Source organism: Pirellula sp. SH-Sr6A (genome assembly GCF_001610875.1).
Lineage (GTDB): Bacteria > Planctomycetota > Planctomycetia > Pirellulales > Pirellulaceae > JBKCUI01.
The window spans coordinates 2,391,835-2,417,780 of sequence record NZ_CP011272.1; the positions used below are offsets into that span (position 1 = coordinate 2,391,835).

At 53.1% G+C, this 25,946-nt stretch carries 26 protein-coding genes and 1 tRNA gene; 21 read left to right on the forward strand and 6 right to left on the reverse strand.

Going from position 1 to position 25,946, the window contains the following annotated elements; genetic code table 11:
* The 3 genes from VN12_RS09365 to VN12_RS09375 are packed head-to-tail and all read right to left on the reverse strand — an operon-like array spanning position 1 to position 1,731.
* A complete protein-coding gene (locus VN12_RS09365; RefSeq protein WP_146676574.1) occupies positions 1 to 618 on the reverse strand; it encodes a hypothetical protein in 618 nt (205 codons plus the stop codon).
* Positions 615 to 1,220, reverse strand: coding sequence for a hypothetical protein (locus tag VN12_RS09370; protein ID WP_146676575.1), 606 nt, complete (start codon positions 1,218 to 1,220; stop codon positions 615 to 617). Before VN12_RS09370 ends, VN12_RS09365 begins: the two co-directional genes overlap by 4 nt.
* Positions 1,210 to 1,731 carry an RNA polymerase sigma factor gene (locus VN12_RS09375; protein ID WP_146676576.1) on the reverse strand — a complete coding sequence of 174 codons (522 nt, stop codon included), beginning with the start codon at positions 1,729 to 1,731 and terminating at the stop codon, positions 1,210 to 1,212. The genes VN12_RS09370 and VN12_RS09375 overlap by 11 nt, the downstream gene beginning before the upstream one ends.
* A 311-nt stretch (positions 1,732 to 2,042) precedes the next feature.
* Between VN12_RS09375 and VN12_RS09380 the strand changes: the two genes are divergently transcribed.
* The 3 genes from VN12_RS09380 (at position 2,043) to rpsG (ending at position 3,181) form a co-directional block, all read left to right on the forward strand.
* Positions 2,043 to 2,125, forward strand: a tRNA-Leu gene (locus VN12_RS09380).
* A gap of 83 nt (positions 2,126 to 2,208) precedes the next feature.
* Entirely contained in the window at positions 2,209 to 2,577 is a 369-nt protein-coding gene (gene rpsL / locus VN12_RS09385) for a 30S ribosomal protein S12 (RefSeq protein WP_146676577.1), read from the forward strand.
* A gap of 133 nt (positions 2,578 to 2,710) precedes the next feature.
* A complete protein-coding gene (gene rpsG / locus VN12_RS09390) occupies positions 2,711 to 3,181 on the forward strand; it encodes a 30S ribosomal protein S7 (protein ID WP_146676578.1) in 471 nt (156 codons plus the stop codon).
* A 198-nt stretch (positions 3,182 to 3,379) separates the two neighbouring features.
* On the opposite strand, the gene xerD is transcribed toward rpsG, so the two are convergent.
* The gene (gene xerD / locus VN12_RS09395) at positions 3,380 to 4,333 is read right to left on the reverse strand and encodes a site-specific tyrosine recombinase XerD (protein ID WP_146676579.1); all 954 of its coding nucleotides are present in this window, start codon (positions 4,331 to 4,333) and stop codon (positions 3,380 to 3,382) included.
* Positions 4,334 to 4,437: 104 nt separating this feature from the next.
* On the opposite strand from xerD, the gene galE reads away from it, so the two are divergent.
* Positions 4,438 to 5,421 (forward strand): UDP-glucose 4-epimerase GalE, encoded by a 984-nt coding sequence (galE, locus tag VN12_RS09400; RefSeq protein ID WP_146676580.1) that lies wholly within the window; start codon positions 4,438 to 4,440, stop codon positions 5,419 to 5,421.
* Between the two features lie 17 nt (positions 5,422 to 5,438).
* On the opposite strand, the gene dinB is transcribed toward galE, so the two are convergent.
* Positions 5,439 to 6,638, reverse strand: a complete 1,200-nt coding sequence (gene dinB, locus VN12_RS09405) for a DNA polymerase IV (RefSeq protein WP_240491377.1) — start codon at positions 6,636 to 6,638, stop codon at positions 5,439 to 5,441.
* A gap of 22 nt (positions 6,639 to 6,660) precedes the next feature.
* On the opposite strand from dinB, the gene VN12_RS09410 reads away from it, so the two are divergent.
* The 4 genes from VN12_RS09410 to VN12_RS09425 all read left to right on the forward strand — a co-directional run bounded on the left by VN12_RS09410 (position 6,661) and on the right by VN12_RS09425 (position 9,997).
* Entirely contained in the window at positions 6,661 to 7,146 is a 486-nt protein-coding gene (locus VN12_RS09410; protein ID WP_240491378.1) for an EVE domain-containing protein, read from the forward strand.
* Positions 7,147 to 7,290: 144 nt separating this feature from the next.
* Entirely contained in the window at positions 7,291 to 8,754 is a 1,464-nt protein-coding gene (locus VN12_RS09415; RefSeq protein ID WP_146676581.1) for a Gfo/Idh/MocA family protein, read from the forward strand.
* 156 nt (positions 8,755 to 8,910) lie between these two features.
* On the forward strand, positions 8,911 to 9,264 hold the full coding sequence (locus tag VN12_RS09420; RefSeq protein WP_146676582.1) for a hypothetical protein: 354 nt from the start codon (positions 8,911 to 8,913) through the stop codon (positions 9,262 to 9,264).
* A gap of 127 nt (positions 9,265 to 9,391) precedes the next feature.
* Positions 9,392 to 9,997, forward strand: coding sequence for a hypothetical protein (locus VN12_RS09425; RefSeq protein WP_146676583.1), 606 nt, complete (start codon positions 9,392 to 9,394; stop codon positions 9,995 to 9,997).
* Here the strand turns inward: VN12_RS09425 and VN12_RS09430 are convergent.
* Complete coding sequence (locus tag VN12_RS09430; RefSeq protein WP_146676584.1) at positions 9,968 to 11,032, reverse strand: helix-turn-helix domain-containing protein; 1,065 nt, start codon at positions 11,030 to 11,032, stop codon at positions 9,968 to 9,970. The two genes, VN12_RS09425 and VN12_RS09430, sit on opposite strands and share 30 nt — an antisense overlap.
* Before the next feature lie 116 nt (positions 11,033 to 11,148).
* On the opposite strand from VN12_RS09430, the gene VN12_RS09435 reads away from it, so the two are divergent.
* The 13 genes from VN12_RS09435 to VN12_RS09495 all read left to right on the forward strand — a co-directional run bounded on the left by VN12_RS09435 (position 11,149) and on the right by VN12_RS09495 (position 25,944).
* Positions 11,149 to 12,846, forward strand: coding sequence for an arylsulfatase (locus tag VN12_RS09435; protein WP_146676585.1), 1,698 nt, complete (start codon positions 11,149 to 11,151; stop codon positions 12,844 to 12,846).
* Positions 12,847 to 12,872: 26 nt separating this feature from the next.
* Positions 12,873 to 13,850, forward strand: a complete 978-nt coding sequence (locus VN12_RS09440; RefSeq protein ID WP_146676586.1) for an MBL fold metallo-hydrolase — start codon at positions 12,873 to 12,875, stop codon at positions 13,848 to 13,850.
* Between the two features lie 98 nt (positions 13,851 to 13,948).
* Entirely contained in the window at positions 13,949 to 14,977 is a 1,029-nt protein-coding gene (locus VN12_RS09445) for a fumarylacetoacetate hydrolase family protein (protein WP_146676587.1), read from the forward strand.
* A gap of 58 nt (positions 14,978 to 15,035) precedes the next feature.
* Entirely contained in the window at positions 15,036 to 15,437 is a 402-nt protein-coding gene (locus tag VN12_RS09450; RefSeq protein ID WP_146676588.1) for a carboxymuconolactone decarboxylase family protein, read from the forward strand.
* The gene (locus VN12_RS09455; protein ID WP_146676589.1) at positions 15,434 to 15,802 is read left to right on the forward strand and encodes a hypothetical protein; all 369 of its coding nucleotides are present in this window, start codon (positions 15,434 to 15,436) and stop codon (positions 15,800 to 15,802) included. Before VN12_RS09450 ends, VN12_RS09455 begins: the two co-directional genes overlap by 4 nt.
* 50 nt (positions 15,803 to 15,852) lie before the next feature.
* On the forward strand, positions 15,853 to 16,719 hold the full coding sequence (locus tag VN12_RS09460; protein WP_146676590.1) for an SMP-30/gluconolactonase/LRE family protein: 867 nt from the start codon (positions 15,853 to 15,855) through the stop codon (positions 16,717 to 16,719).
* 115 nt (positions 16,720 to 16,834) lie between these two features.
* Positions 16,835 to 17,509 carry a hypothetical protein gene (locus VN12_RS09465; RefSeq protein WP_146676591.1) on the forward strand — a complete coding sequence of 225 codons (675 nt, stop codon included), beginning with the start codon at positions 16,835 to 16,837 and terminating at the stop codon, positions 17,507 to 17,509.
* 214 nt (positions 17,510 to 17,723) lie between these two features.
* On the forward strand, positions 17,724 to 18,617 hold the full coding sequence (locus tag VN12_RS09470; protein ID WP_240491379.1) for an SgcJ/EcaC family oxidoreductase: 894 nt from the start codon (positions 17,724 to 17,726) through the stop codon (positions 18,615 to 18,617).
* 7 nt (positions 18,618 to 18,624) lie between these two features.
* Positions 18,625 to 20,214 (forward strand): hypothetical protein, encoded by a 1,590-nt coding sequence (locus VN12_RS09475; protein WP_146676592.1) that lies wholly within the window; start codon positions 18,625 to 18,627, stop codon positions 20,212 to 20,214.
* A gap of 205 nt (positions 20,215 to 20,419) precedes the next feature.
* Entirely contained in the window at positions 20,420 to 21,790 is a 1,371-nt protein-coding gene (locus tag VN12_RS09480; RefSeq protein ID WP_146676593.1) for a GAF domain-containing sensor histidine kinase, read from the forward strand.
* A complete protein-coding gene (locus VN12_RS09485) occupies positions 21,787 to 22,434 on the forward strand; it encodes a response regulator (protein WP_146676594.1) in 648 nt (215 codons plus the stop codon). Before VN12_RS09480 ends, VN12_RS09485 begins: the two co-directional genes overlap by 4 nt.
* 210 nt (positions 22,435 to 22,644) lie before the next feature.
* Positions 22,645 to 23,046, forward strand: coding sequence for a response regulator (locus VN12_RS09490; RefSeq protein WP_168164312.1), 402 nt, complete (start codon positions 22,645 to 22,647; stop codon positions 23,044 to 23,046).
* Positions 23,047 to 23,487: 441 nt separating this feature from the next.
* On the forward strand, positions 23,488 to 25,944 hold the full coding sequence (locus VN12_RS09495) for a phosphoketolase (RefSeq protein ID WP_240491380.1): 2,457 nt from the start codon (positions 23,488 to 23,490) through the stop codon (positions 25,942 to 25,944).
* The last annotated feature ends 2 nt before the right edge of the window (positions 25,945 to 25,946 follow it).

The following is a 25,946-nucleotide window of genomic DNA, read 5'->3' on the forward strand; positions in this document are numbered from 1 at the left end:
TTATGGTTTGCGTTTGGCGGAGGAACGTTTGGATTCGAGCTTTCGGATCATTCCGCCAAGTTGTTGTTCCACTCGATCGGTTTCCTTACCTTCCAGTTTGGAAAGTGACTCGTCGATCTGCTGCATGCGAGCGTTGAGGTTTTCGCGCTCGACCTTTAGTCGTTTCTTTTGATTGATGACTCGTTGTTCGACGAGTGCCTTCAAGTCGCTTCGGTTCCATTTGCCATCACTGGCCACCGCCTTCGCAAGAAACAAGTCGATCTTGGACTGAATCACCCAACCCTGAAGTTCGATTTCGTGGAGCTCTAGGGATCGCTTGGCGACCGACTCGATTCGTTTACGAGCGCGCGTAATGTCCCGAATGGCTGTTTGATATTGGTCTGCGTCCATATCCTTGAGGACCGAAAGCAATTCTCCCAGCTCTGGATGGTGCAATCGCACAAACTCTAAGGCGAGCTCTTCGATGTTCTCTGTGGAGGTATTTTCGGAGACAGCAGTTTGCCTGGCACCCTGTTTTTCTTGAGCCAGGAGCTGCACCGAACTAACGGTCGCCAAGACCAACGCGGTGAAGAAGGCACCGGTGCGGAGGCTACTGAGATTTATCCTGGCGCGAATCATTGCAACGATTCCTCAGTGGGAGAATGGACGCTGCTCGCAGCCATGATCAACCAACTTGGGATATCTTCCGACTCCATGGATTCCGATTCATCAACCAGTTCGAAACTGGCGAGGAGAAAGTCGCCTGATTCCGACGCAGGGGCGCCCGTTACAAGAGAGGTATCCGAATCGGGCGAAGATTGCACGGTCGGTTGCAGGGTGGATTGCACATCCGACCAAGCGGACGCGATGGCGGACCAGTCCGAATGCCGGCTCAGCTCCGCGTCAGGCTTCCATAGAATAATAAGAACGAGCAGCGAGGCGGCTAGCGAGCAAGCCGCAACGGTCCAAACGGTGGAAGGGAGCCACCCCGATGGCCGAGGGGGCACTGGAAGGCGTTGAACCGATGCCATCTTCCCTGCAGCAGGAGAAGAAGGAAGCTGGGCCTCTTTCACTCCGTGAATAATCTCGACCGCTCTCGCAACAGCCTCCATCGCTTCCGGGGTGCTTTCCATCAGCGATTCGAAATCCAATCGGTCGATAGAAGGATCCCCGAGCGCGTACAGCATCGCCCGCAGGTCTAGATCGGCGTTCTCGCAGTGGGGTTGTGGCTCAACGGTCATCGGAAAGCTCTCGAAGTTTTTGCAGGGCAAGTCGCATGCGGGAAAGGGCTGTTCCAATAGGAATGCCGAGCTGTTGGGAAATTTCGGCAAACGTCATTTCTTGTTTGATCCGCATATCGAGCACCTCTTGTTGCTCGACTGGCAGACACTTCAATTGCCGTCGGATCCAATCCGACTCCTCTCGATCCAACAAATTCTGCGCTGGATCGAGCTGGTAAGTCGCTGCGGGCTCGCCGACGGTGTCGATTTGCTCCAACCGCCGAGTCGACGATCCTTTGCGAAGCCCGATCGCCTCTCGCAGGACCACTTTGTAAAGCCAGCTTTTCCGATTCGTCGGTTCGACATCACCGCCGAAACGGGCCAGGGCGACAAACCCGTTTTGGACCGCGTCGTCGGCGAGAGCCCAGTCTCGGAGCACTCCCCAAGCGAACCGGACCAACTCCGGGCGGAGTTCCGCGTGGGCTGCTGCAAATTGGTCGAGAGGAAGCGGCCGCTCAGGCGATGACGCCATAAACTAGCCTCATCGCGAGTCGACATTCCAAAACCATAGCGGGAAACCAACCGGGAATCGCGAAGCCACACGATCGACTGAGTGGCAGACGATCCGACGGCTCTAAGAGGGATGGAACCGACGCTTTATTCACCGAGGAGAAAAAATTCGGCAAAAAAAGCGACTGAGTTAGGGCGGGATCCGAAAACTGGCAGAAAATTTTCTGTTGGACTTGCCGATGTTGGGGTGACATAAGTACACTTTCCGGCCCTAGAAATTTCGTGCGGCAATTGCCGTTCGGTATTGAGATAGGTGAATCAGCCCCAATAAACGCCAAAGTGGCGGAATGGCAGACGCGCTGGACTCAAAATCCTGTGTCCGAAAGGACGTGTGGGTTCGACTCCCACCTTTGGTACTTCGAGCACCTTTGGTACTCCGAACAAACAGTATTGGGCGGCGGATTCGCAAGATAGACGATTTTCCTTGAAAAGTTGAAGTATGCCAACGATTAACCAATTGGTCCGTCGAAATCGAATTGTTCAGCGCAAGGGGACGAAAAGCCCAGTGCTTGAGCAGTGCCCGCAAAAACAAGGCGTTTGCTTGCTCGTCCGAACCATGACCCCGAAGAAGCCGAACTCGGCTCTCCGAAAGATCACACGGGTCCGATTGAGCAATGGCAAAGAAGTGACGGTTTACATTCCCGGAGAAGGTCACAACCTCCAGGAACACTCGATCGTTTTGATCCGGGGCGGCCGGGTACGGGACCTTCCAGGGGTTCGATACCAAGTCGTTCGCGGTTGCCGAGATACCCTCGGGGTCAACGGTCGTAAGCAGTCTCGAAGCCGCTACGGCGCGAAAAAGGCCTAGGTTTTGAGACTTTGCCCGGGTAACGATTCCGGGCTCCCGTCGGGGACGGCGAAACGCCGATCAGGCGACGGCCATTCGATGGCCAGCCATTTTCAAGCAGATTTTCAATGTTTATTAGTTAGATAACGCACTCATGGGCAAGATCACCGCTTCCAGAACCTCCCTTCGACCCGACCCACGATTCAATTCCTTGTTGGCATCGAAGTTCATCAATTGCTTGATGTACGACGGTAAGAAGACCACTGCACAAGCGGTTTTCTATTCGGCCTTGGATGAAATCGCTGAGAAGATCAAAGATCGCCCTTCCATCGAAGTTTTCGAACAAGCGATCGAGAACGTGAAGCCATACATCGAAGTTCGCTCGAAGCGAGTCGGTGGTGCGTCCTATCAGGTTCCGATGCAAGTCAACAAGAATCGCCAGCAGAGCTTGGCGTTCCGTTGGGTTCTCGGTGCTGTCCGCGACAAGAAGGGTCGTGCGACCCACGTCAAGCTCGCTGAAGAGCTGATGGCAGCCTACCGCAAAGAAGGCACCGCGATCACCAAACGCGAAAACACCCACCGCATGGCGGACGCGAACAAGGCATTCGCTCACTTCGCTTGGTAATGGCGTCTTGGGCATCGTCCCAATGCTAGAAAACAGAATTCAAAGAGGCCGGTTTCCAAACCGGCCTCTTTTGTTTTGTACCGAACAGTCGAACTCCATCGATTTGGCGGCGACCTGGAGCATCCATCGTTCACGTTGTATTCCCAATGGCGGGCGGGAGACAGCGGAAGGACAGTGGCGCCTACTTAGTCAGGTTTTTTAGCTGCGTGGATGGAATTGGGCGTGGATCTTCTTGAGCCGGCCGTTATCGACCTGGGTATAGATCTGCGTAGTTTGGATGTTCGCATGCCCAAGCATTTCCTGAATCAGCCGCAAATCGGCGCCCCCCGCTAGAAGGTGGGTAGCAAAGGAATGGCGCAAGGTGTGGGGGCTGATTTCCGGATCGACATCGGCTCGCAATGCACATCGCTTGATAAGCTCCCAAATCGCCTCCCGTCGCAGCCGTTGCCCAGTTCGAGAAAGGATGAGCCAGGGAGAAGCGGACGGATTTCGGCTTCCGATGAGTTTGGGCCGGTAAGCAGTCAAGTACGTTTGAACGGCGTCGATCGCCCGTTCACCGAGGGGTACCATTCGCTGTTTGCTTCCCTTACCTTCTGCTAGGCAATAACCGTCGTGAAGGTGGGTATTTGCAACCAGAAGATTGCTGATCTCTGACACGCGACATCCCGTCGCGTACATCAGTTCCAAGATGGCTCGATCCCGCAGGTAGTGCGCATCAGAGGGGCGAGGCGCCGCCATGAATCGATCGACTTGTCCCACTGTGAGGACTTTGGGAACACGGCTCCAAACCTTGGGGGTCAACAGAAGTTCTGCGGGATTGTCGTCAATGGCCGACTCAAGTTGGAGGAACTTGTAGAACATCCGAATCGCCACGATGTGGCGAGAAATCGAAGTCGCGGCAAGACCGATACCTTTGAGATAGGCGGCAAAATCGGTAAGGTCCCCGATTTTTATATTCGTTGGAGATCGGCCATTCAACCAATCTTTCATGTGTTCCAAATCGCGGCGGTAAGCTAGCACCGTATTCTCCGCGAGATGGCATTCGCTCTGAAGATACACGGTGTACCGTTCGATCCAGCCCGGCATCGTTTCCGAGGGGGCCTGGGGCTCGATACTTCCTTGCTTGAGTTTCTTCAGCTTGCTAACTGCCATGATCCCAATCGCACTCGCGAGTTTTCGATACAGTATTTAGGATGATCGCATTCAGTGGAAGAAACGTCGATCAGAATTTGGTGATTTGCCCCGGAGCCTCTTGGATGAAGATACTTGTAGTTGGTGGTGCTGGATACGTCGGATCGCATACCGTCCGCTTGCTTCAATCGCAGGGGCATGAAGTCTGGGTCTTTGATAATTTTTCCCGAGGCCATCGAGAAAGCGTACCCTCCCGCTGTTTGATTGAAGGGAATCTGACCGATCGCGCGTTGCTTATAGAGGTCATGCGGGATAAAGAGATCGATGCGGTCATGCATTTTGCGGCGTTTGCATTGGTTGGGGAGTCCGTGCAGCATCCCGCGATGTACTATCAGAACAACGTGAGCGCGACGTTTGAATTGCTCGAAGCGATGCGATCGGTTGGTGTTTGGCGATTCGTTTTCTCCAGCACGACGGCCACCTACGGTCAGCCCGAGAAGATGCCCATCTCGGAAGACACGCCTCAAAACCCGATTAATCCCTACGGCTTTACCAAACTAGTCGTGGAGCGCGCACTCGAGGACTACGCACATGCGTATGGTTTTGGTGTCGCCGCTCTGCGTTACTTCAACGCATCGGGCGCGGCCGCGGATGGCACAATTGGTGAAGACCACGATCCGGAGTCCCACTTGATCCCCATCGTCTTGCAAGTCGCTTTGGGGCAACGACCGAATGTCTCCATTTTCGGCAACGACTATCCAACCCCGGACGGAACGTGCATACGCGATTATATCCACGTGGACGATTTGGCCTCCGCGCACCTCGCCGCATTGATGAAGCTTCAGCCGAACTCCGTCCTACAAATGAATCTTGGGACCGGCGTAGGGCATAGCGTCCTGCAAGTCGTCGAGGCATGTCGAAAAGTAACAGGCCATCCAATCCCCACGGTCGATGCTCCTCGTCGCGAAGGGGACCCCGCGTGCTTGATCGCCGACAGCACCAAAGCGCAAAGGGAACTGCAATGGAAACCCAAGTATGTAGCCATTGAGGATATTGTCTCGACCGCTTGGAAGTGGCATCAATCCCATCCTCGCGGTTACGCGAGTTGATGCCGGAACAAATCGCTTCACCGATCTCGCGGTTTGGGAGAGCGATTTCCCTCCGCCCGGCGTATCGCGTTGCGGCCGAATTTGCTCGCGATGAGATCGGTGACTTGATCGAGTGATCGCTGTTTTTCGATTTGTGGTTGCTCGAAGAGGGATAACTGTTCGTAGGTTTCTTGACGAAGATGGTGAATTCCAAACCCTAGCAGTCGCACGGGCCGTAGATCCTGCGGTATTTTGGTTTGAAACAAGAGCGTCGCTCCTTGGAGTAGTTCCGCGGTCAAGTCGGTGGCTTGGGGCAGAATTTGAGAGCGAGTGATCGAATGGAAGTCGTGATAGCGCACCTTGATCTCAATTCCCTTACCTTTCCAGCCATGACCTCGCAATCGTCGTGAGACGCTTTCAACCAGGTAAACGAGACAACCGTAGAGATCCTCTCGGCTGGCGATATCTTCCGGAAAAGTTGTTTCACTGGAGATCGACTTAGCCTCGCGGTACGGTACCACGGATCGAGGATCGATTCCCCGGGCAAGCTCCCAGTAGTGTTGAGCGCTGTTCCCGAACAAGTCTTCCAATGCAGCGATATCCAAGCGTTTTAGATCTCCGATCGTTCGGATGGCGATGCGTTTCATGGTCGCCCCGGTCGCTTTCCCGACGCCCCATAATCGTTCGATGGGGAGCGGGTCGAGGAACGCATCGATTTGTTCGGGATCGATGACGACCAACGCATCGGGTTTTCGAATATCGCTGGCGATCTTTGCTAGGAATTTATTCGGAGCGATTCCGACCGAGGCCACTAATCCCAACTGAGATAGAATGGTCGCTTTGATCGACTTCGCAACCGCTTCTGCGCCACCGAAGAGGTGTGCCGTCTCTCGGACATCCAGAAAGGCTTCATCGAAGGAGAGCGGCTCAACGATGGGGGTGAACAATTCGAATATTTCACGAATCTGTTTCGAGACATTCGCATAGACATCCATACGAGGCCGGACGATGGTAAGGTCTGGACATAGGTTCAGCGCTTTGCGAACTGGCATTGCGCTATGGATCCCAAATCGCCGCGCTGCATAGTTGGCGGTGGCTACGACACCTCTGCCTTCTGCAGACCCACCAACAATGAGAGGTTTCCCCCGGAGCGCAGGGTTATCCCTCTCCTCGATCGATGCGTAGAATGCGTCCATGTCAACATGAAGAATCATGTTGACATTGTAATCTCCATCCATTCCACGATCCTGGAGCGCCACGTTGAATCGAGCGGTTTCCCAACGCTACTGGCTGATGAAGACCGAACCGGATGTGTTTTCGATCGATGATCTGAAAAACTCCCCCAACCAATCAACTTGCTGGGATGGGGTTCGGAACTACCAAGCCAGAAACTTCATGCGCGATGATATGCGAATCGGCGACAAAGTATTGGTCTACCACAGCAATGCCGAACCCTCTTGTGTCGTCGGAATCGCCACGATTTGCCGAGAGGCCTACCCCGATCACACTGCTTGGGATCCTACCGATCCTCATTTCGATCCGAAGACTGACCCCGCAAACCCTCGCTGGATGATGGTGGATATTCGGTACGAATCCAAATTCAATGTACCTCAATCGCTTGCGATGTTGCGGGAGTTGTCGGAGCTTTCCGCGATGGAACTGCTGCGCAAAGGAAGCCGCCTGAGCGTCCAGCCGGTGAGAAAGAAGGAGTTCGATATCATCGTCAAGCGAGGAAAACCAGCCTGATGGATTGGGGCGTGCTTCCATCTGTTGTGTGCAAGCCCCCGACGCGTGCGCGCGAGAAGCCCACACCGTTCGCGTCCAGGACTATACTGAAGGAGATCGCGAGTTTCGCACTTTCCCCACCTGATAGCACCATTGGAGTTCGCCATGTCATCCTCTCCTGCCAAGGTCTCCCGCCGCGCGTTTTCTGGTTCCCTCGCTGCAGCGGGAACATTTCTCATCACCGGTACCAAAGCCTCTGGAAACATCATCGGGGCAAACGATCGATTGCGTATTGCGGTGGTCGGTGTCAACGGCCGCGGGCAAAGTCACATGGGCGGTTGGCTCGGGCAGGAGCATGTCGAGATTGCTTATCTCGTCGACCCGGACCAAAGGGTGCTCGCGAATACACTCAAAGGTCTCGCCGAAAAGTCGGGTGGGCGCTTTAAGACGGAGGGAGCAGCTGACCTACGCAAGGTTCTCGAGGACAAGAATCTCGATGCGATTTCCATCGCCACACCGAACCATTGGCACGCGTTGATGACCATCTGGGGGGCACAAGCCGGAAAGCATGTTTACGTCGAGAAGCCGATGAGCCACGATGTGCACGAAGGACGCATTGCAGTCGAAGCCCAAAAGAAATACGGAGTCGTCGTCCAACACGGTACTCAGAATCGGAGCGATGCCAAACGAGCTGGATTGCATGAGGCCATCCAGGCAGGGAAGTTTGGTCGATTGAAGATCTCCTATGGCTATTGCTGCAAGGAACGAAATGGCATCGGCGAAAATCGCTTCGAAGCTCCTCCTGCAAATCTGGATTGGAATCTTTGGAAAGGGCCAGCGGTGATCGATCGTTACCATTCCAACTTTGTTCATTACAACTGGCACTGGTTCTGGCCGACCGGTAACGGAGATTTGAACAACCAAGGAACGCACCAACTCGATATCGCGCGTTGGGCGCTCGATACCGATCAAACCCATCCCGTACGAGCGATGGCTATCGGTGGTCGCTTTCAGTGGAAAGATGGAGGAGAGACTCCGAATACCATGTTTGGAATCGCCGAATATCCAAACGGCCAGTTTGTCTTCTTCAATGTTCGCAATGTGAATTACAAAGGTTATAAGAAGCAGGTTGAAAACGAATATTACTTCGAAGATGGCGGAAAAATCATCGGTCGTACCTACTATGCAAAGGGAGACTCAAAAGGGGTGCCGGTCGACGTCCCCAATGGAAAAGTTACCCCCGGTGGAAATTGGAGTAGCTTCATCGCCGCGTGCCGCGCGGGTAAACCCGAAATGGCAAACGGGAATGCGCTCGACGCGCACTATGGCTGTGTCCTCGGGCACTTGATCAACAACTCCTATCGCCTCGGAACCAAAGTCCCATTCAATGCCAAGGCGGGACAGTTTGGAGACAACAAAGATGCAGCAGAACATTTCCTAGCCCTGCACGAAATCATGGCCAACGGAGTGAAAGTTCCCGAAAACGGATCCGAGTACACGGTTGGCCCTTGGTTGGAATTCGATCCCAAGACCGAGCAACACACGGGAGAGCATTCGGTAGCCGCCAATAAGCTTCTTCGCGATCCAAAGAATCCTGGCTTTGAATTGCCGGACGCTAAGAGTCTCTAGCAACGGTGGCGAGCGATGGTTTTTCCTGACGCTGCAGTCCAAGTTGATAGTAACCTGGAGAAATGTTCAGGAACGAAGCGACGGAGGGCCGATTAACCGACAAAGGCGTCATAGGTTGACAAGCCTTGTTCGCTTCACTGGTAATCGGCCACACCTATGAAAGCTAGCCAAATCCTTATTGCAATCGCTGCATTCGGGCTTTTGGCAAGCATGGGATGCCGGTCCTCGTATGGCCCTCGCTCGATTGTTGCTGATAGGTTGCCCTACAACCAAGCGATCGCGACCTCCTGGAAGGAGCAGACACTGCTCAACATTGTGAAGCTCCGGTACATGGACACACCCTTCTTTATTGACGTGTCCCAGGTTACCGGTGGATACACATTTCAAAGTGGCGCGACCGCCAATGGTGGGATTTTTCCGCCGGCTAGTCCTGCCGCATCATTTTCTCAGCAATTGGGTGCTGGGTTGAATTTTCAAGGCGGCTATCAAGATCGACCAACAATCTCCTAACTTCCGCAGACAGGTTCGCAGTTCATCCGCAATATCACACAGCCGATCAATCCAGGCTCTGTTTTGTTTCTGCTCCAATCTGGTTATCCCGCGGAAGTCGTTTTTGGTTTGACCGTGGAGACAGTGAATGGACTCAAGAATCGTTCGGTGGGGGGGGAGATTGCGTCCCGCCGATCCTGAATTCGAATGGATGGTCCATGCCCTTGGTCGTGCCCAAGCCTCAGGGCATGTTGGTATTCGCATTACTCGAGAAAACAACAAGGACTCGGCTGCTTTCTTCTTTCACGACGAGGATGTCGATCCTGGTTTGGCAGAAGAAATGAAGGAAGTACGCAGGACTCTGCGGCTTGATCCCAAAAAGCAGGAGTTCCGAGTTGCCTTCGGGGCGACGGCAGCGAATGACAACGAGATCACTATTCTGTCCCGCTCCATTGTTCGCATCCTATCGGAGCTGTCGACCCACGTCGTTGTGCCGGGGGAGCACTTGAAATGCGGAATTGCGCCGGATCTTGGCGATGTGATTGACGTCAGCGAGCCCCCGTTTCATGTCTGCAGTTCCTGCGAGGAGCCAGACGACCCGTTCGTTTCGGTCTTTTATGAAGGGTATTGGTTTTGGGTGGAGAAAAGTGATTTTCGTTCGAAGCGAACAATCGCTTACCTTTTGGCATTACTGGCGTTGTCAGATACAGGATCCAAAGATGGGCTACCTGTGATCACGATTCAAGCGAACTAGTTGGGCGTCTTCAGGAATACGCGTCGCGTTTTCCGGGTTCGCTTTCGTTCTCAACGTGTCCGAGGGTAATTCACCAAAACAGTCTTTGTAGGCACGGCTAAAGTCGCCGAAGTGCCAGAACCCCCAGCGTGTCGCCTCTTGGCTAACAGTCGTTGAAGCGTGATCAGCCAGCCGTAGAGATTGCCGAACACGATGAAGTCGAAGCTTCGTTAGATAAGCCATGGGAGTCATTCCCATGACCTCGTGGAATGCGTACTGCAGCGTTCGCTCGCTCACTTCCGTCGCCTTGCATAGGTCAGTGATGTAGAGCTGACCCGAAGAATGGGAGAGAACATAGTCTTCGGCAGTCTGAACGATTGCGCTGTATCGCTCACGCGTAAGTTGTTGTTTTGTTGCCTGGCGAGGCACAACCGATAGCAACATGGAAAAAAGATGCTCGATCAACTCGACTTTGGCGCTTGTTTGCGTTTCGGGTAGCTCGAACAAATCGGGCTGCCGAGCAGCGATCTGTGTGAGACTTCGCCCCCAAGAATATAAGTTGCGAATGGATATCGGATCGGGTGTTAGAACCTGGGGGGTGCTGGGAATCTGAATATCTGCATTCCGTTGACGTGCTTCCACATGGAAGCAAAGAAATTCCGGCCGGACAAGAAAAGCGACGCTTTCATAGCCTGCCCCCACGACAAACTCCACTTCGGTCCCGCCCGGCACTGCCGTTACTCGGTCCATAGCGATCGGGATACCGTTGATGGAACCGAGGGCGGCGGGTCCAAACGTTGAATACGCGACAAAAGAATCCAACAATCGAGTTCGAGTGCGGACTGGAAGATTGGTGTAGTGGAACACGACGATGCACTCGCCAAGACGAACAATAGTCCGATGAGCACGAAGCGGTTTGGACTCCAGTTGAACCGCATCTTGTAAAAGTACTTCGATGCCTTCTCCGATCGATGTTGGATCGCTGAGTTCGGATACCGTGACCGACCGCTCGATTACCGGCTGATCACTGCAAGGAGAAGCGGAAGAAGATTTCATGAGTTGCGGAATTTCGATAGACGTTGAGCGCAGATTTTGGAGATTGATGGTAATCTCCGGCGCGCCGCTGTTCCAGCGGTGGCATCACGGAGCTGGCAAGCCTAGGGAGTCGAGTGATGCTTCGTTGTTGGCTAGTGTTGAGCTGGATTGTAGTCTTGGCAGGGGTCACCATTCCCTTGGAGGCGAACGGCAGGGCATCTGGAATCGCGGACGATCGCCCCAACATTTTGCTCATAGTAGCGGATGATATGGGGTATTCGGATCTTGGATGTTACGGCGGCGAGATCCGGACGCCAAACATTGACGCGCTTGCCGCCCGAGGATTGAGGGCGACCAACTTTTATGTTGCACCCAGTTGTTCGCCGACCCGATCGATGTTGCTGAGCGGTGTGGACAATCATGTCGCGGGCCTGGGGAATATGGCGGAATGGGTCGGGCCCGACCAACGTGGGAAGCCAGGTTACGAAGGGTTCCTTCATCCGCGGGTGACATCGGTTGCTTCCTATTTTCGAAGTGCTGGCTACCACACCTACATGGCAGGGAAATGGCACTTGGGGGACCATCGCGACCAATGGCCCGCGAACAAAGGATTTGAGCGAGACTTTTCGCTCCTACAGGGTGCCGGCAGCCACTGGTCCGATATGCTGGGGCTTCTCCCGTCGGAACCCAAGGTATCCTACACTCGCAACGGACAACCTTTGGAGAAAGTTCCAACGGACTATTACTCGTCCAAAGATTTGACCGAGTTCATCATCCAAAGCATCGATGAGCAAGGCAGAGATGAGAAGCCATTCTTTGCCTATTTGGCATACCAAGCCCCCCATGGTCCGTTTGCCGTACCTGAGGAATGGAAGAACCGTTGCAAGGGAAGATACGATCGTGGTTACGATGAGATTCGGCAAGAGCGATCGGAACGGCAAAAGAAGTTGGGAATTGTTGGCAAAGACGTTGTGACGTTTCCAAGGTTGCCGAACCTTCCCGCTTGGAGTTCGCTGACCGACGAGCAGAAGCGACTCGCCGCGCACAAGATGGAACTTTATGCGGCGATGATCGAGTACATGGATTGGCAAATCGGTCGATTGCTCGATCACTTGAAGCGTACCGGCAAGCACGACAATACCTTGATCGTTTTCCTGTCTGACAATGGAGCGGCGGGAGAGGACATGACGGAGCTGGTTTCGACGCTTGCGCCCGAAGCGAAATCGTGGTTCGACAACACCTTCGACAATCGTCCTGAGAACTGGGGGAATCCCAAGTCCGCGATCGAGTACGGTCCAGCTTGGGCACAGGTAAGTAGCGTTCCATTTCGATTATTCAAGGGCGTTGTTGCAGATGGGGAGATCCGCGCACCGTTGATCGTTGCTGGACCAGGGATCAAGCATCGCGGAACGGTGCATCATTCTGTTCTGCATGTCATGGACCTTATGCCGACATTCTTAGAGCTCGGTGGCGTGCCTTCGTCGGTTGCCTCAGAGCCGAGTGGAGCGGCGATTCTCCAAGGGCGATCGATGTGGCCCATACTGGCTGGCAACGCGCCCGAAACGCGATCACAGTCGGATTGGCTCGGATGGGAACTCTTCGGAAATCGCGCTATAAGGCAAGGTGATTGGAAGCTTTTGTATTTATTGCCAGCGGCAGGAGGAACCGGCGAGTGGCAGCTCTACAATCTTCGCGAAGATCCAGCGGAAATGCGAGATCTATCGACGGTCCATCCAGAGAAACGCGAAGCGCTTATCAAGCTTTGGGATGAATATGTCAAGAAAAACCATGTGATCGTTTCGGATGCTGGTCCTTTTGCTCGGCACGCACCCTAACCACCCTACCTGCGGAGTCAGTACATATGAAAATGCACCAGGTTAGCGATCACTGCTATGCGGTGATCAACGAAAAGAATCGAGTTTGCGATGCAAATTCAGGGCTGATCAATTGTGGTGGCGGCGTGGTCATCGACACTCAATCGGATTTGGCGCACGCCAATCGGATGATTGACCTGTTTAGCAAGGTCTGGCCAGCGATGCCCCAGCGAGTGATCAACACGCACGAAGACGCCGATCATGTGTGGGGCAATCAATTGTTCGACGAAGCGGAAATTATCGCCCACCGTTCAGTACCAGAGCGGATGAAGCAAGTAGCCGAACCGGAAGAAAGCCAAAAATTGCTGCACGGTGTGGGCAGGTTTCTCACTCGATTGGTTCTCAAGGCGGTTCATCCGGGACTCGCTGCCGCAGGCCAACAACTGTTGGAGGACTACAACTTCGACGGTATCAAGCTGGTCTTGCCCACGACGTTGTTTGACACCCGCTACGAATTGAATCTCGACGGAAAAGAGGTCCATTTGATCTATGTCGGACCTTGCCATCAGGTAGGTGATACCATCATTCACATGCCAGAGGAGAAGGTCGTGTTTGCTGGCGACGTTTTGTTCCGACAATGTACACCGATGGGCTGGACCGGGTCTTACGAAAAGTGGTTCCAGTGTTTGGATCTTCTCATTGAGTTGAATCCCGATGTGATCGTTCCCGGGCATGGCCCTCTATGCGGTATCGAGGGGGCGATGGAAATGAAGGCTTACCTGCAATACGTCCGAGAAGAGTCGAGGAAGTGCTTCGATGCGGGCATCACGTCTTTAGAAGCTGCAAAAAAGATCGAGTTCGGCCCGTACGGTGAATGGCGTGCACCGGCGCGGCTCTATATGAACGTCGAACGAGCTTACCGCGAGTTTCGAAACGAACCACCCGATGCACCGTGGGATTCCGCGGCAACTTTCGAGGCCATCTATCAGGTCGCCAAAGCAAAAGGAATCGCGGCCGAGTTTTAAAGGCGATCCGAATACCCTGAGCGCTCCATCGCCTACAACGGTTTCCTCGGGTTCTCGACTAGGCTCTTAATCCGATTCAGATACGAAAGAAACATGTAATGAAGATCATTCGATTCACGACCCAAAGCGGTCCGAACATCCATTTCGGCGTTGTCATTCAAAACCTCGCTGTGTCGTTCGATACGTTGCAATCCAAAACGGGAAAATCGTTGCCGATCTTGAGCAACAGTCGCTCCTACCTGGAGAATCTTCCCGATGGCGAGAAAGCGGCAAAAGAGCTGCTGGCATGGGGAGAAAGCAACATCGAGGGATTCGGGGAGACGGAATGCTTTCCTTTGGATTCCGTCCGGCTGCTTGAGCCGATTGAAATCACCTCTCTGTTCGATTTTGGACTGACTCCGCGGCATCTCAAGAATTCGGCCGAGGTCATTGGACGCTATGAAAAGGACAATCCGCAAACGGCTCCGCTGCTTCAGGCGTTCGCAAAGGCGGTGATTGCTCCCAAAGCCAAAGCTCCCGAAGGACAGCCGGAGGCTTTGTCGTATTACAAGAGTAATATGAACACGATTGTCGGAGACAACGAATCTATACCATGGCCAGCCTATACATCCAGATTGGACGTCGAACCTGAACTCGCTGTTATCTACGGAAATGAAAAGCAGCCTGTCGCAGGATTCTGCGTGTTCAACGACATATCCGCGCGCGACATTCAGGCCACGGAGTTTGTCGGTGGCTTTTGTTTGACTAAAGATATGGCCAAGGGGAATCAGCTCGGTCCCTATCTCGTCACTCTCGATGAAGTTGGCGACCCTTACAACCTCCAAGTGACCGTGGAGGTGAACGGGCAAGTGAAGTACCGAGGATCGACCTCCGAGATAAGCCACAAAGCAGACGATGTGTTTGCTTGGTTGGGATTCATTGCACCACTCAAGCCAGGCTCCGTCATGGGATTTGGCACCATCCCAGATTGCACTGGATGTGACCATGATGATTTCATCGATCCAGGGTCCGACCTTCGCGTCACGATTGAGCGGTTGGGGACGCTCCGCTGCCGATTTGAAGAACCAAAGGGAAAGCTGCTACCGAGCCGCTGGCCTGTTCGCGAACCCTTGCGAAAGTACCACTAAACCGCGATGAGTTGTCTCAAGCGAAGCAGGTCAACGGAAGGGGGCAAGGAGTACCAGCATGGGTAACGATGAAACTCGATATGAACTTGGTTTGGCAACAATGCGAAAGATGTTTGGCCCGGGCATCGAGACGGCGCTGCAGGGGCTGAAAGCTTCCAGTCCCGATCTGGCTCGCTTTCTGGTCGAGTTTCCCTTCGCAGACGTGTACACGCGACCTGAATTGGATTTGAAGACTCGAGAGATGCTTACCATCGCCGCATTGACCGTTTTGGGGTATCCGCAAGCGGAATTGAAAGATCACATCCGCGGCGCCTTGCACGTCGGATGCACGCGTGCGCAGGTGCTAGAAATCATCTTGCAAATGGCGGTCTACGCCGGCTTTCCTGCCGCGTTGGAGGCGGTGAGGACTGCTGCATCCGCGTTTGCGGGAGTGACTCCCACCAACGAAGAGAAAGAATGAAATTCAACGCGATCCACGTCGACACGCATGGGGAAACTCATTTTGGCGACGAAGAATTCCACGAACGCGAGCTGGCGATGGGGCCACCTCCCAACCCGGTGGGGCGGTTGAGCGATTTCGGTGCAGTGACAAGTATGAGCGTTATCTCCTTTCCTGCTGGGACAGAGGCTCCGGCTCACAATGCCCCTCAACCCTACATTTGCATCATTCTGTCGGGCGTTGGAGAAGTCGCCACGAGCGACGGGCATTCAAGGCGATTTCAAGCGGGCGAGTTATTGTTCTGCAATGACTTGACTGGAAAGGGTCACGTCACGCGCGCTATAACCGATTTGACACTTGCATTTGTCAATCGATTGTGTCGCTAAACGATCGCCAAATCCCGAGTAACGTCTGAAATGGAATCGATAATTTGAAAATGATTAAGAGTGTAAGAACGTTAGTAGACGCGACACACGGTCTCAAATTCACCGAGAGTCCTCGCTGGTATAACAACAAGCTGTGGTTCATTGATATCTACGACAAGCGAATTAAGAACGTCGATATGGAAGGCAAGGTTGAGACGGCTGTTGAGTTGCCCTTTATTCCCAATGGGTTTGGGATTGCGCCCGATGGAACGATTGTTGTGGGCGACGCATTCGAACGAAAGATTTACCGTTGGAACGGAACGACTCTGCAACCATGGATGGATCTAAGTCTCGTTACCACATTTTGTTTGAGCGACGGTATCGTCGATAACCAAGGACGCTTTTACGTGGGAAACATCGGTTATAACTTCGTCGATCCGAAAGCCGCGCCGGTCGGAACGTGTGTCCTAGCCATGGTCAAATCCGAAGGAGAAGTCACTGTCGTCGCGGACAAGCTCTTCTTTCCGAATGGGATTGTGATCACGCCGGACGGTCGCACGATGATCGTGGGGGAAACCATAGGGCATCGCCTCACTGCGTTCGATATTGCAGATGACGGGACTCTCAGCAACCGACGCGTTTGGGCGCAATTGCCTGAATCGATTGGTCCAGACGGAATCTGTTTGGATGCCGAGGGTGGAGTGTGGTGCGCCAACCCCGAGGGGACCGACAACGTCGTTCGTGTCATCGAAGGGGGAACAGTCACGGATCGGATCAGGGTAGATACGCATGCCTATGCCCTGATGTTAGGAGGCCCAGAGCGCAAGCATTTGTTTATCTGCACATCTGCATCTCACGATCCCGCAGAGATTCATCGCATTCCGACCGCCCGTTTCGAGGTGGTGGAGGTTAACATTGCAGGTGCAGGAACTCCTTAGCCGTCGACTCCGCGGTCGATCAAGGCGCGTTGATTCTATCCTGTTTCAAAGCCGTTAGTCTGATACAACGGTGCGGATGAAATTCTGAGCAAAACGAAAAAGAGAGTCAGGTTAAATGCCAACCAAAAGCGAGGACACTGAGGTTCGTCGTTCCCTAACGCACCCCGGCAATGTTGCGCTGAGCGGGGTAGTTTTTGCGGTACTCTTCCTAACCAGTTTGCTCATTATTCGACTCGCAATTCCAGCGGATCCAGGCGACCCAGGGGTTTGGTTGATCAACGCGAACTCGAAAGCCTGGGTTCAGTTTTCATTGCAACTGTTGCCCTTTACGGGCATCGCCTTTCTTTGGTTTATGGGGGTGTTGCGAGATCACATTGGGGAGTTGGAAGATCGTTTTTTTGCAACAGTGTTTCTTGGTAGCGGTTTCTTATTTGTAGGAATGCTCTTTACCTGCGCTGCGACTGCACAAGGGCTGTTGGGAGTATTTGGGGAACGCGGCGGTTCGCTTCATGAAAGCGAAACTTACATGGTGGGGCGCCGGATCGTCTATTCGCTTTTAACAACCTTTGCCTTCAAAATGGCGGCCATCTTCATGTCGGTTGCTTCCGTAATCGGGAAGAAGACCAGCATTTTCCCTCCTTGGTTGACCCGACTTGGGACCTGCTTTGCCGTGCTGATTTTGTTGCTCGTAAGCAGCTACAGCTGGTTGTCTCTATTGTTTCCTGTTTGGGTGCTTGTTGTGAGCATTTGGATCCTCGCGAGGGATTTTTCACGACCGAACGATTCTTGACCCCCGATTAATTGGGATCTTAGGAGGAGCAGATGATTTGACCGAAGCAAAAGGAACCCGAGAGCAAGGAGATTAGAGCTGCGCAATGCGCAGTACCGTTCTCCGTAAAAGTCCGCATTGTTGTGTCATTGCCGCATGTGGAGGATAGTTCGTTGCGGAATCTGGGCAATTGTCTGATCCCAACCCCAACGCTTGCTAGAAAAGGAAGATTCGAATGAAATTGCGAATGTTCATGGTTGTTGTCTTGTTTGTCGCTAAACCAATCGTCGGGATGGCACAAGAGTCACCTGAATCGCCGACGGATCAGGAAGTGATTCGAAAAACAGTAGAGGCTTATGTCGCTGCCTTCAATAAGGCGGACGCGAAGGCGTTGGCGGCAATGTGGTCGCCGGAAGCGGTTTACACAAACCCACTCAATGGTGATTTACTCATCGGCCGAGAAGCTATTGAAAAGCAATTCGCAGCGAACTTTGCGGAGATCAAAGAGCTGAAGCTGGAGGCTACCACGGATTCTGTCCAGCTTATCTCGCCGGGTGTGGCGGTCGAACATGGTACGGCCAAATTGCTTCAAGGGGATCAGACGATAGAAGAGAGCAAAACGACCTCAATCTTCGTTAAACGCGATGGGGTGTGGCTATTGGACCGGGTAACGGAAGAGACCGTCGTCGAGCCTGTTTCGCATTACGAGCAGCTAAAAGATTTGGAATGGATGCTAGGGAAATGGATTGATCGCGACGAAATCGCGACGGTCGCTACCGAATGCAATTGGTCCCGAAACAAGAATTTTCTCATTCGTTCCTTCACCGTTGAAATCGGCGACCGCATCGATATGTCGGGAATCCAAATCATCGGTTGGAACCCTAGAGAGAAAAAGATTCTTTCCTGGGTTTTCGATTCGGATGGCGGCTTTGGCCAGGGGACTTGGTCAAAGAAGGGCAATCGTTGGTTTGTTCAACAAACCGGTGTTTTGCCTGATGGTGGAATGACATCAGCCACAAACATCATTTCGTACATCGATGACAAAACGTGCACTCTTCAATCGGTGAATAGAACTGTCGATGGTGAGCTTGTCCCAAGTATCGATGAAGTAGTCATTACCAAGGAATAAATCTGCCATGAAAAAAATTATAATGTTTGGGTTTGCGCTTCTAGCAACTGTTTTGCTGACCAGCGACAAGGCAGACGCACGCGGCGGGCGCGGTGGCGGAGGTATGTCCCGCGGGGGTGGTGGAATGTCACGGGGCGGAGGGGGAGGAATGTCTAGAGGTGGCGGCATGAGTCGCCCTAGCCCATCCATCAATCGATCCCCATCTATGAGTCGCCCTATGAACTCGATGAGTCGTCCATCGCCCGCGATGGGAGCTCGTCCGTCGGTGGGCGCACGTCCGTCGGTGGGCGCACGTCCGTCGGTGGGCGCACGTCCTGGCGGCATGCCACCGCGGGTATCGCCGGGGGGCGGAACGCGTCCAGGTGCGGGGGTTCGTCCCGGCACGGGGGCGATCGGAGGTGCGCGACCGGGGGTCGGTGGAGTACCAGGCACGAGACCAGGCATGGGTGGCGCAGGGTTAGGTGGCGCAGGGGGAGCACGGCCAGGAGGTGGAGCGTTGGGGGGCTCTCGCCCATCGGCTTCCCAACTCAATGATTTCTTGGATATTCGAGCGCCTGGCGGAGGGGCAAGACCGGGTACTCTTCCGAGCAGCCGACCTGGATCGGGCTCCATTGCAGGGGGAGCGGCTGCTGACTTCTTAAGCGGTGCCTCGAATCGGCCTTCAACGCTTCCGGGCACTGTCGGGCGGCCAGGTGCAGGCATTGGAGATCGACCGGGTATTGGAGATCGACCGGGCATAGGAGATCGACCGGGCATAGGAGATCGACCAGGCATAGGAGATCGACCAGGCATAGGAGATCGACCAGGCATAGGAGATCGACCAGGCATAGGAGATCGACCAGGCATAGGAGATCGACCAGGCATAGGAGATCGACCAGGCATAGGGGATCGACCCATCGCAAGCAATCGTCCAGAGCGGGTTGAAAATCGGCAGCAGTTGCAGGACAACCGCATGGATCGTCGAAATGAGATTCGCGATCAGGTACGCGATAATTATCCGCGATTGGACTTCTGGTCCGACCATCCCGGATGGGCAGCTTGGAGAATCAATGCTCCCTATCGCTGGGCTACTTGGGGGGCGTTGTCTGGATGGTGTACTGGCTATGGTTGGACAGAAGCGTACCCATATAGCTATGGTGAGGATGTCTACTATGCCGACGATGCCGTTTACTACGGTGATCAAGCTGTGGCGACGGTGGAGGAGTATGCGCAGCAAGCCGAAACTATCATAGCGGCAGCTCCTGAGGTTGTACCTGACCAAGCGGAGTGGTTACCGCTTGGTGTTTTCGCTTTGACGCAGGATGGGCAAGCCTCTGGCCCCGGCCCCACCATCTTCTTGCAGTTAGCGATCAGCAAAGAGGGAGTAATCGCAGGGACTTTGAACAACAAGGCGACCAATACAACGCAAACAATTGAAGGCGTTGCAGACAAAGATACACAACGCGTTGCGTGGGTAGTTCAGGGCAAGACTCGTCCGATTATGGAGACCGGAATAGTGAACTTGACCGAGGAGACTGCTCCCGCGCTGGTTCACTTCGCGGATGGCCAAACCCAACAGTGGTTGATGGTTCGTCTGGAAGAGCCGTCGAAACAATAGCCAGATAACCTCGCGAACTTAAATCGGTTTGAAAAACTGGTAGAGCAAATGCTCTACCAGCTTGTGTCCTATTTCTAGCAGGCTGGCCGATGTCTTGGCGTCGCATCAAATTTCGCAAGTAGCGATGATGGGTGGTATTCTTGGCAATTTTGAGGACTAAACTGGTGCTGTTGAAAAGACCGCATACCATTCTGAATTGCAAGTCATGACTCCTAAAAAATCACACCTTGCTATCGCTGAATCGAAAACGTCTTCCCCGAATACTGAGACGTCTCCGAAATGTCTTCTTCCTGTGGCAGTCGCAGAGTTTGAAGGCTTGGACATGCGACTTTGCGACGATCTGCAGGAGGCAGGATGTCCGATGGCCTCGCACCTAAAAGAACAATTGGCGTTTGAAGAGTTCTTATCTCAACTCTCCAGTGTGTTTGTTAATGTGAAACCAATTGAAGTGGATTCACGCATCAAATCGGCCCTGCAATCGATCGCTAAGTTTCTCAACATTGATCGAACTGGATTCGGCGAGGTAACTAGCGAGGGCCTTCTGATTCTGCAGTCGTACGAACTGCCAGGCCTTTCTCCGATGCCTCGTGTTATTCTCGAGCAGGAGTTCCCCGTTTACATGAGTTTGATCCAAAGAGGTGAAGTCTTCCGTATGCCTGAGGACTTACCTCCTGAAGCAAGCAGAGAGCTCGATTATTGCAGCAGTACTGGGCTCCTATCGAATCTTACGATTCCGCTTAAGTCCATGGGAAGGGTCGTAGGGGGGTTCAGTCTAGAGTTGTATCGCAGACGCGTTCCATGGCCTGAAGAGTTAGTGCACCGCTTGTGTTTGGTCGGAGAAATATTTAGTAACGCTATAGAACGCAAGCGTACGGACATCGAGCTACGATCGAGAGAAGCATCGCTTAGCAATGCCCATGACGAGCTTCGGCAGCTTGCTGCCAAGCTACTTCATGCGCAGGAAGAAGAACGCCGTCGGATAGCCCGGGAGATGCACGACGATTGGACTCAGCGACTTGCCCTTCTCGGGATCGATGTTGCTCGCCTTTCTAATGAATCCGAAATACCTGCCAGAATGCGAGAGCCACTGCTAGCGATGCAAAGCGAGTTGGTTCGGCTTGCTGAAGACGTGCATGCCCTGTCGCGTCAATTGCATCCCTCGATCTTGGACGACTTAGGTTTGGTGGAAGCTTTGCGTTCCGAGTGTTCGTGTTTTTCTCGGCGAGAACGCATCGCTGTCGAATATGTCGCGATAGGAGGCGATCATGAGCTTCCCAAGGAAATCTCTCTTTGCATCTATAGAGTTGCTCAAGAGGCTTTGCGCAATATCGCGAAGCACGCGGCGGTCGCGGAAGCAAAAGTTTCCTTGCAGGTTTCTCCATCCCGATTGTTACTGCGAGTAGAAGACAAAGGGATTGGCTTCGATTCGGAATCGATGCGGTCGCAACCTGGGCTTGGATTGTCCAGTATGATTGAGCGAGTTCGATTGATCGGTGCTGAACTCACGGTCTTGACATCCCCCGGCTGCGGTACTGTCCTTAAAGTGCTCATTACGATCGACGGGAGTACTCGATGAAAAAGACACGGATCTTGATCGCCGATGACCACGCGATTCTCGCAGAGGGGTTACGGCGCGTGCTTGAACCTGAATTCGAAGTTGTTGGCTTGGTTTCGAATGGAGAGGATCTCGTCTCTGCTGCGAATCAGTTGTCTCCGGACGTCATTATCACCGACATTACCATGCCGGTCATGAATGGAATCGATGCAGCAACTCAATTGCGTTCGCAAGGAAATAGCTCGAAGCTGATCTTTTTGACCATGCATCGTGACGTAGCGTATGCACGACGCGCGATGGAAGCTGGAGCCGTGGGCTACCTCTTGAAACATTCGGTTTCGGCCGAGCTAACTACTGCGATTAGCGTGGTGCTCCAAGGGCGAACCTACATGACTCCCATGATTGCAGGTGAGCTGCTTGAATCGTATCGGGGCGCGGACCAATCTGCGGGGAAAACAGCTAAACGCCTGACCACGCGGCAGCGCGAAGTACTCCAGCTTGTGGCAGAAGGTCGGTCTGCAAAGGAGGTCGCGCGCGCTCTTGGTATTTCAGTGCGCACGGCGGAAGCGCACAAAGCGAAAATTCTGGAGACGCTTGAGCTGGGCAATACAACCGAGTTGGTACAGTATGCCATTCGAAATGGCATCATCTCATCGGAATGGTAGCCACAAGAGGGTGCGCAAAGCGCAATAGCGCTGCCGTAATATCAACAATAGCCTTGGTATTCGTCTCACTTCACAATGGTACCACGGTTGTGGGTACCGAGTGTGTCTGACGAGGGGGCTTGCAAAGAATCGGGCAACAAAGCGTCTTCAACTAAATTGCCTATTCCGATACCTTTGAAGTCGGGCTGTCAAAATGGCGGGGTTGGTTCCATGAGAACAGGATGTGTGATTTTGGCGGATCCTCATTTGGGAATGCTCGGTGGAGTCCATCGATTGTTGGAATCTTCGTTCCAAACGTTGGTCATGGTCAGCGATGAACGTTCACTGACGGAAGCGATCGAAAAGATTCAGCCAAGCCTTTTGGTTGTCGATCTGTCTTTGTCGAACTCGGGAGAGGCGAACATCATCCAGCGTCTTCACAGCGCCCACCCGAACATACCACTGGTTGTTTTAAGCGTGCATGACGAGCCCTCGGTTGCATCGGTCGCGTGCGCCTCTGGTGCTGCGGGCTTTGTTATCAAACAAAACATAGGAACAGAGCTTCTCCCCGTTGTAAAAAGCATTCTTAGGGTCGAAGCTTGCAATTCTTCAACGAAGGTTGACGATGTGTAATGCACCCAGCGCCCCTCGCATTGAGAAACCATGATAAAAGTACCAGACTCGTTCGATGTATCTTCGACCCGGACGCATCCCGATCGTGGAAGCCAAGATGGACCGAACGGCGTCTTATGATCTCTAAAGCACAAAACTCCGAATCTTCACTTTTGACCACTGGTTTTGGAGCATCGAATGTCTTATTCTCGCCTTGTCCATTTAGCAATCCTTTGGTGGACTGCAAGTAAAGTATGGCATTGTCTGCCACTGCATAGGCAATTGTTCTCTTAAATTATGGAACCCGCGGTTTAGTTTGGTATTCATCGCGAGCCTAGCTCCCCTGCATAGTTTTAATAGTCTGCACAAGCCTATTTCATCGCAGGGGTGTCAACCCCCATGGCTCTGGAAATTGTAGACTTTGAAATTCAAATGCTTTTAGGATATCGAAGGGATTAACTCATGAAACCTGCGACGACCGTTCAGGAAATGCAATCACAAAATGGCCAGACTTCAAGGGCTATTAGTTCCTACGGTGTAGCTCGCTCCACCGTCTCAGGCTCGCCTCTAAGCGCCGACCTTTTAGCGAAGATGAATGAGTATTGGCGAGCTTGCAATTACCTCGCTTTGGGAATGACGTACCTAAAGGCAAATCCGCTTCTTAAAGAGCCGCTGAAACCTGAACATGTTAAGGATCGGTTGCTTGGTCACTGGGGGACCAGCCCTGGATTGGCTTTCGCATACATCCATCTCGAACGCGCCATCAAATTGCTTGATTTGAACGTCGTCTTCATGGCAGGGCCAGGCCACGGAGCACCGGGAGTGCTTGGCCCCTGTTACCTTGAAGGCTCTTACACAGAAACGTACCCAGACTGCAGCGAGGATGAAGAAGGTTTGCTAAAGTTCTTCAAGCAGTTTTCATTTCCGGGTGGAATCGGTAGCCATTGCACCCCTGAGACACCTGGCAGCATCCACGAAGGTGGTGAGCTCGGCTATGTTCTGTCGCATGCTTGTGGTGCCGTCTTTGACAATCCGGACCTGATTGTTGCGGCGGTTGTTGGCGATGGTGAGTCGGAGACAGGCCCGCTTGCTACCAGTTGGCATATCAACAAATTCTTGAATCCGATTCGCGATGGTGCGGTGTTACCGATCCTGCACCTAAATGGGTACAAGATCAATAATCCAACCATCTGGGCTCGGGTTAGCCACGAGGAATTGGAGGCATTCTTCCAAGGAACGGGCTGGACACCTTACTTCGTGGAGGGCTCCGACCCCGAATCGATGCATCAGTCGATGGCAGCGACGATAGACCATTGCATGGAGGAAATACGTGCAGCTCAGAAGCAAGCGAGGAGTACGGGCGTCGCCTTCCGCCCACGCTGGCCCGTGATAGTACTCCGGACTCCCAAGGGGTGGACTAGCCCCGGAGAGGTCGGGGGTCACAAACTCGAAGGAAGCTGGCGGTCTCACCAAGTTCCAATGGCGAATGTCAAAAAGGATCCGGCTCGGTTGAAGCAACTAGAGGATTGGATGCGATGCTACAAGCCGGAGGAGTTGTTTGACGAGAAAGGTCGATTCCGTCCTGATTTGAAAGCGTTGGCACCGATCGGAGAGAGAAGGATTGGTTCCAATCCGCACGCCAATGGCGGTCGCTTAAAGAAAGCCCTTCGACTGCCTGACTTTCGAAGTTACGGCATCAAGGTCGACAAGCCTGGCGTTTTGGACGCTGAGAATTGTCGTCCTTTGGGTGTCTTCTTGCGAGACGTGATGAAAGCGAACATGACGAATTTTCGCGTGTTCGGACCCGACGAGAACACATCCAACAAGCTCGACGCTATTTACGAAGTATCGAAGAAGCTGTGGCTGTCGGAGTATTTTCCGGAGGACGACGACGGAGGCGAACTAGCCGTAGATGGACGCGTCCTGGAAATGCTGTCCGAGCATACGTTAGAAGGCATGCTCGAAGGCTATCTGCTGACGGGACGACATGGATTCTTCAGTACGTACGAGGCTTTCGCTCATGTGATTGACTCCATGTTCAACCAGCATGCGAAGTGGTTGACCATTTGCAATCTTCTGTCGTGGCGAGAGAAAATCGCATCGCTCAACCTCCTTATTACCTCCACCGTATGGCGGCAAGATCACAATGGGTTTACCCATCAGGATCCCGGCTTTCTGGACGTTGTCGTGAATAAAAGCGCTGCCGTGACTCGTATCTATCTTCCACCGGACGTGAACTCGCTTCTTTCGGTCGCGAATCACTGCTTGCGAAGTGAAGGCTATATCAATGTCATCGTTTCCGATAAGCAGAATCACTTGCAATATCTCGATATGGATGATGCGATCATTCACTGCACGAAAGGTATTGGGATTTGGGAACAGGCTAGTACCGACCAGGGGCATGAACCGGACGTTGTCATGGCGTGTGCTGGCGATATACCAACCAAAGAAGCTTTGGCTGCGACGGTGATGCTTCGGCAACATTTCCCAGACCTCAAGATTCGATTTGTCAACGTTGTTGATCTGCTCAAATTGCAATCGGCCACAGAGCATCCACACGGGCTGACGGATCGAGATTTTGATAGCTTGTTCACCGTAGATAAGCCGATCGTTTTTGCATTCCATGGCTATCCTTGGTTAATACATCGATTGGCATATCGCAGGACAAATCACAAGAATTTGCATGTCCGCGGCTATAAGGAGAAAGGAAACATAAATACTCCACTCGAGCTTGCGATTCAAAATCAAATTGACCGCTTCACTCTAGCGATGGATGTTATCGACCGCGTACCAAGCCTTCAGGTTGCCGGCGCTCATGCTAAGGAGAAATTCCGCAATATGCAGATCGAGTGCAAGAACTATTCCCATGAACACGGCATCGATAAGCCAGAGGCAGCCAATTGGCGTTGGCCTTATTGAGC